This window comes from Aeromicrobium alkaliterrae (assembly GCF_039529015.1).
GTDB classification, from domain to species: Bacteria; Actinomycetota; Actinomycetes; order Propionibacteriales; family Nocardioidaceae; genus Aeromicrobium; species Aeromicrobium alkaliterrae.
Map to the genome: position 1 here is coordinate 1 of NZ_BAAAME010000018.1, position 12023 is coordinate 12023.

Here is a 12023-nt window from a genome sequence, read left to right on the forward strand (position 1 = left end):
CGTCAACCGGTCTCTTCTCCCCGGCTCATCGATCCTTCATCGGATGGCCAACGACATCTCTCCGCAGACTCTGGGTGACCTGGACGTACCAGTGCTGCTGATGACCGGAAGCTCGGACCTGTATGTCCCTCCGCCCATCCTCGACAGTCAGGCGGAGCGCATTAAAGACGCCAGCAACTTCATCTTCTCGGGGGTCGGTCACAGCGCCAATTGGGAGAGTCCACGTCTCTTCAACGAGACACTCCTCCTGTTCCTCGCGGCGCATCGTCGGGGTGGCCGACCGCAGACCGGGTGATACCTGCCCGCCGTGCGCGATGTCTGGCTCAACAGCTAGCGAAGATGCGGTGCAAACGGAAGGGAGGATGGCCTGATCTTTGCAGTCGTCGCCCCTTTCGGTGACAGCTTCATCGAATGGCCGTCGCGTTGGCCGGTGACCCCGCGCCACCCGTGAGGTTCAGGGGCGAAGCCACGATCAGACAGTCCCAACGCCCGTCCCGTGCACACCGCGCGGCGAGCTCGTCGAGGTCCCACAGCTCACCCAGCACCATGCCGAGCAAGGGGATCAGTACCCGGTGCATCAGGCCGGTGTGACTCGTCGACGCGACGTCACCCGATGCCTCGGACCTGGTGATGAACGGAGAGGCTTCGTGGGCTGGCCAGGATTCGACAGCGAAGTTATCGGTCGCCACGAGCGCGAACTGGTGGTCCCAAAGCCACGCAACTGTCTCGTGCGATGCCTCGAGTCCTGAGCTTCGCATGGGTTCGCCACCTGGTACCGCAGCAACTGGATCGTGCCTGTAGTGAGTCAGCCATCCCGTACGAACCAACAGAATGTCGCCGGGACGGAGTTCGACGCCCTGGTGTGCTGCGGTGGCGGCCAGTGTCTGCGCAGGAATCGCCTCGCCTCGGTGGTCGATCTCGTGACCGAGCGACCGCAAGTAGCGGTCCACGTCGAGGACGACGCCACGCCCAGCAATACCGTGTTCAGCGAGCCGGTTGATACCCAGGAACGGGCTCCCCGCGGTGAAGTGCTCGGGGTTGGCCCCGTTGTAGAACCCAAGATCGGGGTGCCCGATGTGTCGGAACCCGTCGATCTGGGTCGCGTTCTGGGTGAAGAAGTTGTCCAGGTACTCATCGCGATGGTGTGGATTGCTGGCAAACAGGTGATGGCTCAGGGGTTTGCGGGTCGAGACCAGTGCTGGATCGAAGGCGTCAAGCGGGAGGTCCAGGTTCACGACCTCCCCGCTCACCACCGTGCCCATGGCAGCAAGGAGCGTCTGCGGCGTCAGGTGGTTGAGCGTCCCGAGTTCGTCGTCGGGACCGAAAACCCCCCAGGACGATCCCGCCGGGCCGTCGACGCGGTGGCGCAGCTCTTGGTACGAGGGGATTGCGTCATTCATATTCATCCGTCCGTCAAGCGGACATTTCGTCCGCACAACGTCAATAGACCCATCGCTGGTACCTATTTGTCAACTTTCGCGCTCGGCGGCGACGCGTCCGCCGAGGTCCTTGCTGATGGCCGCAGCGGCCGCGACGAGATGGGGGACGTGCTCGGAACGGAGTCGCTCGAGAGTGGTCGAGGAGACCGTGGTCGACATTCCGACGGCGGCGACGGTTCTGCCCTCAGCCCCCATGACAGGTGCAGAGATCGAACGGAGCCCCTCCTCCAACTCTTGGTCGACAAGCGCCCACCCGTGCTGTCGCACCTGCTCCATGCGGGATCGGATCTCGTGAGGTGAGTGGAGGGTCCTGGCCGTCAGCCGCGGCAGGTCGGCGCGGGTGAGGTAGCTCTCGAGCTGGTCTGGGGTCAAGTCGGCTAAGAGCACTTGGCCCATGGATGTGGCGTGCGCCGGCAGGCGAGTTCCCGTGGTGAGAGGAAGGCTGGTGATCCTGTGCGTCGGCACGCGATTGACGTAGACAACATCGCAGTCGTCGAGGACGGCCATGGCGCAACCCTCCCCGGTCAGCTTCACCAGAGCGTCCATGTGGGGCTGGGCGACCTGGGCGAGGTCGAGCGAACTCAGGTAGGCGTAACCCAACGCCAGTACCCGGGGAGTCAGCGAGAAGCGTCGAGCATCTGTCTTGACGAAGCCGGCGTCCTCGAGTGTCAGGAGTAGTCGTCTGGCGGTCGGTCTGCTGAGCCCGACGACCTCCGCCACCTCGCTCAGCGTCATGCTCGGACGCAGATGTGAGAAGGCCAAAATCACGTCGAGCCCGCGCGTGAGCGCCCGCACGAAATCGCGCTCCTCGGGTGGCTTCATCAAGTGCTCCTCTTGACAGTAGGTGATTACGGACGCAGACTCTTGTACGCTAAGCGGATCTCTTGTCCGTCTAGCGTACAAAATTCGAGGCGGTCTGTCAATGCCCGCCCCATCCTGCCTCGGTCGAAGACCAGAGGCCGAGCGTGAGGAAAACCGTGCAGGACAACCGAGTCGTACAAGTTGTCGAGGATCTCGAGCAGACGCTGCTGCAGTTCATTCGCAAGCACCGGATCAGCCATGCGGACTACCGCCTTGCGACCGACCTGATCGTCGAGAGCGTCAAGCAGGGCGAGGAGTCGCTTCTCTTCGACATCTTCTTCGAGGCAGAGGCCACCGACGTCGGCAGCGCCGGTAGTCAAGCCAGCCAGGCCGCGATCGAGGGACCGTTCTACATCCCCGGTGCGCCACTGCTCGAGAAGCCGTACGTCATGCCCCAGCGCGAGGACGAGGCTGGGGAACCTATGACGTTCAGCGGGGTCGTGTCCGATCTGCACGGCAACGCAGTGTCGGGTGCCGTGATCGACGTGTGGCACGCCGACGCTGCGGGGTTGTACTCCCAGATCCACCCCAACATCCCCGAGTGGAACCTACGCGCACGTTTCGTCACGGAAGCCGACGGGTCCTTCACTGTGGAGACCATCCTCCCGCCGCCCTATGAGATCCCGAAGGACGGCCCCACGGGTATCGTGCTCAACGCTCTCGGCCGTCACTTCTTCCGCCCGGCGCACGTGCACCTGAAGGTGTCCGCAGACGGATTTGAAGACCTGACGTCGCAGCTGTACTTCCCGGGTGGTGAGTTTCTCGACAACGACGTGGCCAACGCTGTGCGGGACGGCCTCATGTTCGATATCGAGGAGGACGAGGACGGCGTCCACGCCAAGTATGACTTCACGCTGACGACCGCGTCCCCGTCCTCGTGACGGGCAAGGCTGAATTGTGGACGATCTGAGAGTCCATTCGGTCCACACCACTCTGGTTGACCTGCCGCTCGTGCGGCCCCACCGTTTCGCCGTCACCAGCATCGAGCACCAGAGTGCCGTGATCGTCCGCCTGCGCACGGCAGACGGCATTGAAGGCATCGGCGAGGCAGTCGTGCCAGGGGGGCCCTGGTGGGGGGGTGAGTCGATAGAGGGCATCAAGGCACTCATCGACGGCTACATTGCTCCGCTCATCATCGGTGCTGATGTGCACAGGGTCGAGGCCCTCGCCCGCCATCTCGAGAAGGTGATCGCCGGCGCACAGTTCGCGAAGGCTGCCGTCGAGATGGCGCTGTGGGATGCACGCGGCAAGGCTTTGGGCGTGCCCCTCTACCAGTTGCTCGGCGGGCTCGCGCGCGACGATATCGACGTCACCTGGGCCATCGGTATCGAAAGCGTGCCCGTCATCGTGCGGGAGATCGAGGCGAAGCTCGACGAAGGCGCCCACAGGAGCTTCAAGTTGAAGATGGGCCATGGCGATGCTGCCGATGATGTGGCACGCATTGTCTCCGTTGCCCGGGAACTCGAGGGCAGCACGAGTCTGCGGGTCGACATCAACGGGTCATGGTCTGAACTCACCGCGACGAGGTGGCTGCCGGTGCTCGAGGAGGCTGGGATCGATCTCATCGAGCAACCGGTCGCCGCGTGGAACATCGAAGCGCAAGCTCGCCTCGCTTCGCGACTTGTAGTCCCCATCATGGCGGACGAGTCCCTCAGAACCGCTGAGGACGCGATGCGGTTGGCCCAACACGGTGCAGCTGATGTGTTCGCCGTGAAGATTGCGAAGTCGGCCGGACTGTCCGCGGTGCAGCGGATCGCTGCGATCGGCGAGGCTGCAGGGATCGGGTGCCATGGTGGAACCACCATCGAGACATCGGTCGGAGCAGCCGCCAGTGCTCACCTGTTCTGTGCCGTACCGGGCATCGATACCGGGTCGGAGCTGTTCGGACCGCTCCTCCTGGCCGATGACATTGTCAAGGAACCGATCCCCTACGTGAACGGTCGTGTAGCTCCGCCGCACGGCGCGGGTCTGGGCGTGCAACTCGACGAATCAAAGGTTCGCAAGTACGCCAGGCCGATCTGAGCAATGGAATCTCGGCTCGACTAGTTCCGCAGTCGTCCCCGCGTCGGGTGGGGTCGGGCGTTAGCTTGATAGGAGTTGTACTGATGGAGTTCGTGCACGAGTCACTGGCTCAGCGTGTGGTGTTCGCGACCGGCAACGCGGCGGGTGCAGCCGCGCATGAGATCGAAAATCTTGGGTACCGAAAGGTGATGCTGGTCGCCTCGGAACGGGAGGACGAGCTCGCGGCTCCAATCGCCGCCGCCGTCCCGGTCGTAGAGCGATTCAATGAGGTGGTGATGCACGTCCCGGTCGACGTGGCAGCGCGGGCCTGCTCGGTCGCCGAATCCGCAGGTGCCGACGTCTTGCTCTCGATCGGTGGGGGATCCACCACAGGGCTGGCGAAGGCGATCGCACTGAGGACAGGGTTGCCTATCGTGGCCGTTCCCACGACGTACGCCGGCAGCGAAGCCACCAACGTATGGGGCTTGACCGAGAATGGCGTCAAGACCACCGGGATCGACCCGAAGGTGCTTCCGGTCTCCATCATCTACGACGCGAAGCTCCTGACTTCGCTTCCGAGTGACATGACCGTGGCATCAGGTTTGAACGCGATGGCGCACTGTGTGGACTCGTTGTGGGGTCCACGTGTGGACCCCATCGACCAGGCACTGGCGCAGGAAGGCATTCGAGCTCTGTCGTCCGGGTTGCTGCAGGTTTCGACCAATAACGCGTCCACCGATGCGGCCGAGCAGACTCTGTACGGCGCCTACTTGGCCGCGGTCTCGTTCGCGTCGGCCGGCTCTGGCATGCACCACAAGATCTGCCACGTCCTAGGCGGGATGTTCGACCTGCCCCATGCCCAGACTCACGCCGTGGTGCTACCGCATGTGCTCGCGTTCAACGCGCCTTCGGCGCCGGAGGCCGAGCGACGTATCGCGGAAGCACTGAGTGCATCCTCGGCGACGGGAGGATTGCGCACTTTGCGTGCTCGTCTGGAAGCCCCCAAGGCGCTCAAGGACTACGGAATGCCGGAGGCTGGCATCGCGCGCGCGGTGGGTCCCATCCGAGCCGCCATCCCGGCCAACAATCCGACCCCCGTCGACAGCGAGAACATCACCGCCCTGCTTCGCGCGGCGTGGGAAGGGGACCTCCCGTAGGTCGGCGCCTCGAAGCGGTCGCGAGCTGAGCCACCTGTCGGGACAGGGCGGACAGGGCGGGCGAGGTGCCAGCCTTGCCGTTCAGCGCCCGCCGGCCGGCGGATCCGCTATCGCTCATCGCGAGGTGCGTCCGTCACGCATTGGACAATTGCCGCGGCTACGCTCGCTGTCGCGAGGGAGCGGTCGGAGTCGCGGCGAACGAGCGCTAGGTCGATCGCGGTCGGAGACGCAAGGTCGACGTAGGTGACGCCGTCCAGGTGCAGGCTCCGGACGGGGGCGGGCACGAGCGCGACGCCGAGTCCGGCGGCCACGAAAACCGTAAGCGTGGCAGTCTCACCGACCTCCAGGATCGACCGTGGGCTAAAACCGGCCCCAGCGCACGCCGACAGGACGTGTTGGTGGATCGACGAGCGGTCACCGGAGGGATGGATCACGAAGTCCTCGTCCGCAAGGAGTTCGAGATCGATCTTGGTCCGGCTGGCTAGCGGGTGCGAGCTCGGCAGGATGGCAACCAGTTCCTCAGATCGGAGGTGGGTGGTGAGGAGCCCGGCCGGGAGGGTCCGGTTTGGACGGACGAGGGCCAGGTCGAGGTCGCCTGACGCAACACTGGTCAGCAGCGCTGGGTTCAGCTGCTCCCCGCGCAGCGTCAAGTCGACGCCGGGCAATTCAGCTCGGACCCGCTGAGCGACCCTAGGTAGGACGTCGTACGTCGCCGTGCCAACGAACCCGACCGCGACCGAGCCAACCCGGCCGTTCGCGACGGCCCGCATCTCGCTGCTCGCCCGGTCGGCCGCGGCGACGATGTTCCGCGCGTGCTCGACGAAACGCTTGCCTGCAGCAGTGATGGTCACTCGCCGGGTGGACCGGTCGAAGAGTCGGACGCCGAGCTCGACTTCCAGCCGCTTGAGTTGCTCAGAGAGCGCTGACTGGGCGACGCCGGCTCGCACTGCGGCGCGGCCGAAGTGCTCCTCCTCGGCCAGCGCCAGCACGTAGCGCAGAACTCGTATCTCCACGGCCTCAACTTATCTCCGTACGAGATCAATTTATCGGAAAGAAGTGTTGGACGCGATCGAACGACCGGCCTAGGGTCGATTCGTGCCTTCCGCCTACATGTATGCCGCCACCCGCACAGCCTTCGGTCGATTCGGCGGTGCGCTTGCCGGGGTCCGCCCTGACGACCTCGCTGCGACCGTGCTTAGCGAGGTCGTGCGAAAAGCGCCGGGTCTCGACCCAGAGCGCATTGGCGACGTTGTGTGGGGTAATGCCAACGGCGCTGGCGAGGACAATCGCAACGTCGGCCGTATGGCCGTGCTGCTCGCGGGTCTGCCAACCTCGGTGCCGGCAACGACGGTCAATCGGCTGTGCGGATCGAGCCTCGATGCCGCGATGATCGCCTCGCGCACCGTCGAGTCCGGCGACGCTGAAGTCGTGGTCGCCGGTGGCGTGGAGTCGATGACGCGAGCTCCGTGGGTGTTGCCCAAGCCCGCGCGCGCCTTCCCGGCGGGAAACACGACCGCGGTGTCGACGACGCTGGGCTGGCGGCTGGTCAATGATCAGATGCCGGCGGAGTGGACGGTGTCGCTGGGCGAAGCTAACGAGGCGCTGGGGGAGCGGTTCGCGATCTCGCGCGAGCGCCAGGACGAGTTCGCCGCACGTTCGCACGACCTGGCGCACGCCGCCTGGGAGAGTGGGTTCTTCGACCAGTTGGTCGTGCCTGTGCCTGGCGTCGCCTTGGCGCGCGACGAGGGCATCCGTCCCGGCTCCACGGCGGAGGGGCTGGCGGGCCTCAAGCCGTCCTTCCGTCCCGACGGTACGATCACTGCTGCAAACGCCTCACCGCTCAGCGACGGAGCCTCAGCCTTGCTCATCGCGAGCGAGAGCGCTGCTCTTGGCCTCGAACCGATCGTCCGGATCGCCGGCCGCGGCACGCATGCCGTCGATCCGCAGGATTTCGGCTTCGCCCCAGTCGAGGCCGCCCGCAAGGCCTTAGCCCGTGCCGGCATCAGCTGGGCCGACGTCGGCGCCATCGAGCTCAACGAAGCATTCGCAGTGCAATCTCTTGCGTGCGTCGACGCCTGGGGGATCAATCCCGACCTCGTGAACGCCCGCGGTGGCGCGATCGCGATCGGCCACCCGCTTGGTGCGAGCGGTGGCCGCATCCTGGGCACGCTCGCCCACAGGCTCCGCGACAGTGGTGAGCGCTGGGGCGTCGCAGCCATCTGCATCGGCGTGGGGCAGGCCCTCGCCGTCGTGCTGGAGAACGCCGCGTGAGCGGGGCCGTCACGGTGTGTGACGTCACCGCGCAGGCGGTGGAAGGCATCACGGACGGCGCGACTGTGCTGATAGGCGGGTTCGGCATGGCGGGCATGCCCGTCGCCTTGATCGACGCGCTCATCGAGCAGGGCGCCACCGACCTCACGGTCGTGTCCAACAACGCCGGCAACGGCGAGACCGGCCTCGCCGCTCTTCTGGCGCGCGGTCGGGTGCGCAAGGTGGTCTGTTCCTATCCTCGCCAGGTCGACTCGTGGGTATTCGATGACCTGTACCGAACCGGTCGGATTGAGCTCGAGGTCGTTCCCCAAGGGACCCTCGCCGAGCGGATGCGCGCGGCCGGGGCCGGCATCGGCGGATTCTTCTGCCCGACAGGGGCAGGCACGCCGCTTGCCGAGGGGAAAGAGATCCGGGAGATCGACGGCCGGTCCTATGTCCTGGAACTGCCGATCCACGGCGACGTCGCTCTCATCAGCGCCCACCGCGCAGACCGGGCGGGCAACCTCGTCTACCGCAAGACGGCGCGCAACTTCGGCCCTGTGATGGCCAGCGCCGCCGCGACCGCCGTCGTGCAGGTGCGCGAGCTGGTCGAGGTCGGTGAAATCGACCCCGAGATCGTGGTCACTCCTGGCATCTACGTGGACCGGGTGGTGGTCGCATGAGCGCCGGCGCCACCCGGACGAAGGACGATATTGCCGCGGCGATCGCCCGCGACATCCCGACGGGGTCGTACGTCAACCTCGGTATCGGTCAGCCCACCCTGGTCGCCGACCACCTGCGCCCTGGCTCGGGCGTCGTGCTGCACACCGAGAACGGGATGCTCGGTATGGGGCCGGCCGCGGTCGGCCACGAGGTCGACGCGGACCTGATCAATGCAGGCAAGCTTCCGGTCACCGAACTGCCCGGGGCGGCGTACTTCCATCAGGCCGACTCCTTCGCCATGATGCGCGGCGGCCACCTCGACGTCTGCGTGCTCGGCGCTTTCCAGGTCTCCGCCAGCGGCGACCTTGCAAACTGGCACACGGGCGCTCCTGATGCGATCCCGGCAGTGGGCGGCGCGATGGACCTAGCGATCGGGGCGAAGCAGGTCTTCGTGATGATGACGTTGTTCGCCAAGGACGGTTCGCCCAAACTCGTGCCGGCGTGCACCTACCCGCTCACCGGCCTGGGCTGCGTCAGCCGCGTCTACACCGACGTCGCTACCTTCGAGGTCGGTCCTCACGGCGCGCGGTTGCTCGCGCTCTTCGGCATCACCCGGGTGGAGCTGGCCGCGCGGCTGGGCCTCGACCTTGGCTGAGTCTTCGCCCGAGAAGGTCGGCACGCCTAACGCCGGCGTTCGGAGCGTCGAGGCCCGCGGCGAGCGATACTGGGAGCAAACTCTGCGGTTGGTCGACCGGTGACCAGCACGCGGCCGAACCTGTGAGGTCCCAGAACCGCTGGGTCCAGCTCGCGGTGACAACTTTCCTGCTCGCGGCGGTCTCGGTCGGCCTGAACGCCCCGGGTTTCTTGATCCCGCACTTCCACCTGGCGCTTGACCTGAGCTTGGCCAGCGCCGGCGTGGCCGCGGCCGCACCGATGATCGGCATGGCCTGTTTCCTTGTGGTCTGGGGCGCACTCGTCGACCGGGTCGGTGAGCGTCGCGTGTTGACGATGGGACTGTCGCTCGCCACCGTAGGTGCTGCGCTGGCGGTGCTCGCGACGTCATTCAGCTTGCTGGTCGTCGCGTTCTTTGTCATCGGTGCGGCGTCGGCGAGCGTTCACGTGTCGAGCGCGAGGCTTGTGACTGGCTGGTTCGCGCCCGGTCAGCGAGGCACGGCGATGGGCATCCGTCAATCCGCGGCGCCCGTGGGAATCGCGGCCGCGGCTGGCTCGGTGCCTAACTTGGCCGACCGGTTCGGCACCGCGACCGCGCTCATGGTGCCGGTGACGGTCCTGGCTGTCGGGTTGGTTGCGTGCCTCATGCTTGTGTCTAATCCGACGCGGTTGCCGCGCAGCGACCCCGCGGCGCAAGTCCACCTGCGAAATCCGTACCGGGGATCATGGCGCCTGGCGCGGGTGCACCTCGTGGCGGCGATGCTGGTCGTCCCCCAGGTCATGATCTGGACATTCATGTTGGTGTGGCTGATCGTGGTCCACGACTGGAGCGTGGCGTCGGCCAGCGTAGCCGTCGCGGTCGTACAGCTTCTCGGAGCCGGCGGACGAATCGCCGCCGGCTGGTGGTCCGACGTCGCCAAAATGCGAATGCGCCCGATCCGCTGGATCGCCGTGGCGGGCGCGGTATCGATGTTCGTCCTGGCCAGCTCGGGGGACTCCCCGGTCGCCGTCGTCGTGATCGTCCTCGCCTCGATAATCGTCGTGGCCGACAACGGCATCGCGGCGACCGCGGTCGCCGAGGTCTCGGGTCCGTACTGGTCGGGTCGTGCACAGGGGTTGCAGAACACCGGACAGAACGCCGTGGCGGCCGCCGTGCCGCCCCTCGGTGGCGCGCTAATCGCTAGTCACGGCTACTCGGCGGCATTCCTCGTCGCCGGCCTGATCGGCCTGGTCGCCGCGCCTTTCGTGCCGGTTAATGGGGAGCCAAAGCCCGAGTGACGGCCAGCGGCGCGGGGCTGACTCAAGTCGGGCACGCAGGGATTCCCGACCGATTACGCGGTCCGAGGCGTCGAAGGTCGCGCTCGTGTCAGCAGCGGGTACCGGTGACTGCGAACCCGGGATCTCCAGACGGCAAGACTAAGTCGCGGTGGCGGTGAATGCATCGGCATAGTCCGGAGCGGGCTCGATGGGCTGGATGACGTCCAGCAGGACGCGGTCCGGTCCCTCGACGATGAAGTGCCGTTGCTCGAAGGTCTCGCTGCGCAGCGGCAGGACCGGCGACAGCCCGAGGTCGGTCGTCAACCGGTCGTGGACGGCGTCGACGTCCTCGACCTCGACGTCGACCAGCACTCCGGCCGGCCGGTGGCGAAACCCTGCGGGGATGGTCGGATGGTCGTGCTGCAGCACGGCGAGCTCGAAGGTGCCCACTCGCAGGCTCACGTACCAGTCGCTCTCGAAGGTCGTGACGGCGACGAGCGCGCGTCGGTAGAAGCTGGCGGCGGCGCCGACGTCCTGAGACATGAGTACGGGATAGAGGCTGGTGACTTGGGTCCTCCGAGGCGTGGGGTGCGGCGCACCGCGAGGCGGGAGCATCGACGGACGATGCCACGACGCGAGCACGTCGAACGGCGGCGTTCTACCTGGGAGAGGACCAGAGCGATGGGTGAGAAGGCAACGAGCATCAACGAGTACCTCGACGGGATCGACCCGGTCTTTCGGCCTGAGCTCGAAAAGATCCGCACGCTCGTGACCGAGCTCGTGCCGAGCGTCGAGGAGACGATCAGCTACCGCATGCCCACACTGAAGTACAAGGGTCGGGCGCTGGTGTTCTTCACCGCCTCGAAGAAGCACATGAGCTTCTACCCGTCGTCGTGGGCCATCGAAGCGTTCGCCGAGCGGCTGGAGGGCTACGCGACGACGGAGCACTCGCTCGAGATCGCGCTGCCGCGCGCGAGGGTCTTGGAACTCCTCGAGAACCCTGTCCACCGTCCGAAGTGGCTCCGTGGCCTGATGCTGCACGAGCCGATTCGCGGTGAGGACGGCCAGGTCGGCACCGAGTCTCGCGTGGTGTTCGAGGCAGGCGGCAAGACCATGGAGTGCAGCGAGACCATCACGAGGCTTGAGCCCAAGGATCTGCACGGCATCGCGCCGGATCGCGTCATCCGCTACGAACGGGAGATCGTCGCGCACGGCATGTGGAACGCCGCGCGCGAACGGCTGACGCAGACCGGTCCGGACGCCACGCTGTGGGCGAGCGAGAACGAGTACCGGTTCAGCGGCCCGATGCGCCTGGCGGCGCCCCTACTGCGCCGGGTCTTCGTGAAGCAGACCGGGCTGGTGATGGAGGACTTCAAGGCGTTCGCCGAACGCGGCACGGACGTCCGCGACTGTTCGGACTGACTATCAGCACCGGCGGCTGCCACGTCCCAAGGCGCTCAAGAAGGTGTCGCCGCGGTTCGACCTGCAGGAGGGACTTCCGGAGTCACGGGTCGGGCTCGCCCGGCTTGCGAGATGGGTCGGGCACGAGGATTCCGAGTAGCTCGCCGGTCTGCGCGCCGAGCGATCCGTGCCCACATTCTGCCCACATTCGTCCGTGATCTGACGTGAATCCGACAATCGTGATGTTATGCAGAATCACTGCAATTCCAGACCTTATCGGGCATCGTCGCAGGTCAGAGAATCGCCAAGAACGAGTTCAAAT

The 12023-nt window shown here is 66.0% G+C and carries 13 protein-coding genes; 9 read left to right on the forward strand and 4 right to left on the reverse strand.

Annotated features, from left to right (window positions below; translation table 11 throughout):
- Positions 1-295: alpha/beta fold hydrolase (locus ABD127_RS18805; RefSeq protein ID WP_344204391.1), on the forward strand; the 295-nt coding region annotated here is incomplete at its 5' end.
- 109 nt (positions 296-404) lie between these two features.
- On the opposite strand, the gene ABD127_RS18810 is transcribed toward ABD127_RS18805, so the two are convergent.
- Complete coding sequence (locus ABD127_RS18810; RefSeq protein WP_344204393.1) at positions 405-1400, reverse strand: cyclase family protein; 996 nt, start codon at positions 1398-1400, stop codon at positions 405-407.
- A gap of 69 nt (positions 1401-1469) precedes the next feature.
- Complete coding sequence (locus tag ABD127_RS18815) at positions 1470-2261, reverse strand: IclR family transcriptional regulator domain-containing protein (RefSeq protein ID WP_344204396.1); 792 nt, start codon at positions 2259-2261, stop codon at positions 1470-1472.
- Positions 2262-2404: 143 nt separating this feature from the next.
- Between ABD127_RS18815 and ABD127_RS18820 the strand changes: the two genes are divergently transcribed.
- The 3 genes from ABD127_RS18820 to ABD127_RS18830 all read left to right on the forward strand — a co-directional run bounded on the left by ABD127_RS18820 (position 2405) and on the right by ABD127_RS18830 (position 5458).
- Positions 2405-3181: a dioxygenase family protein gene (locus ABD127_RS18820; protein WP_344204399.1), complete on the forward strand. Its 777-nt coding sequence runs from the start codon at positions 2405-2407 to the stop codon at positions 3179-3181.
- 16 nt (positions 3182-3197) lie between these two features.
- Complete coding sequence (locus ABD127_RS18825) at positions 3198-4322, forward strand: muconate/chloromuconate family cycloisomerase (protein WP_344204401.1); 1125 nt, start codon at positions 3198-3200, stop codon at positions 4320-4322.
- Between the two features lie 83 nt (positions 4323-4405).
- Positions 4406-5458, forward strand: coding sequence for a maleylacetate reductase (locus ABD127_RS18830; RefSeq protein WP_344204404.1), 1053 nt, complete (start codon positions 4406-4408; stop codon positions 5456-5458).
- Between the two features lie 107 nt (positions 5459-5565).
- On the opposite strand, the gene ABD127_RS18835 is transcribed toward ABD127_RS18830, so the two are convergent.
- The gene (locus ABD127_RS18835; protein ID WP_344204408.1) at positions 5566-6471 is read right to left on the reverse strand and encodes a LysR family transcriptional regulator; all 906 of its coding nucleotides are present in this window, start codon (positions 6469-6471) and stop codon (positions 5566-5568) included.
- 82 nt (positions 6472-6553) lie between these two features.
- Between ABD127_RS18835 and ABD127_RS18840 the strand changes: the two genes are divergently transcribed.
- From ABD127_RS18840 to ABD127_RS18855, 4 genes are all read left to right on the forward strand, one after another.
- Positions 6554-7729, forward strand: coding sequence for a thiolase family protein (locus ABD127_RS18840; protein ID WP_344204410.1), 1176 nt, complete (start codon positions 6554-6556; stop codon positions 7727-7729).
- On the forward strand, positions 7726-8391 hold the full coding sequence (locus ABD127_RS18845; RefSeq protein WP_344204413.1) for a 3-oxoacid CoA-transferase subunit A: 666 nt from the start codon (positions 7726-7728) through the stop codon (positions 8389-8391). Before ABD127_RS18840 ends, ABD127_RS18845 begins: the two co-directional genes overlap by 4 nt.
- The gene (locus tag ABD127_RS18850) at positions 8388-9026 is read left to right on the forward strand and encodes a 3-oxoacid CoA-transferase subunit B (protein ID WP_344204414.1); all 639 of its coding nucleotides are present in this window, start codon (positions 8388-8390) and stop codon (positions 9024-9026) included. Before ABD127_RS18845 ends, ABD127_RS18850 begins: the two co-directional genes overlap by 4 nt.
- A 122-nt stretch (positions 9027-9148) precedes the next feature.
- Positions 9149-10321, forward strand: a complete 1173-nt coding sequence (locus ABD127_RS18855) for an MFS transporter (protein ID WP_344204416.1) — start codon at positions 9149-9151, stop codon at positions 10319-10321.
- Positions 10322-10459: 138 nt separating this feature from the next.
- Here ABD127_RS18855 and ABD127_RS18860 read toward each other — a convergent pair whose 3' ends face one another.
- On the reverse strand, positions 10460-10843 hold the full coding sequence (locus tag ABD127_RS18860; RefSeq protein ID WP_344204418.1) for a VOC family protein: 384 nt from the start codon (positions 10841-10843) through the stop codon (positions 10460-10462).
- Between the two features lie 45 nt (positions 10844-10888).
- Here ABD127_RS18860 and ABD127_RS18865 point away from each other — a divergent pair, with 45 nt between their 5' ends.
- Positions 10889-11722: a DUF1801 domain-containing protein gene (locus ABD127_RS18865; protein WP_344204421.1), complete on the forward strand. Its 834-nt coding sequence runs from the start codon at positions 10889-10891 to the stop codon at positions 11720-11722.
- Positions 11723-12023: the final 301 nt, after the last annotated feature.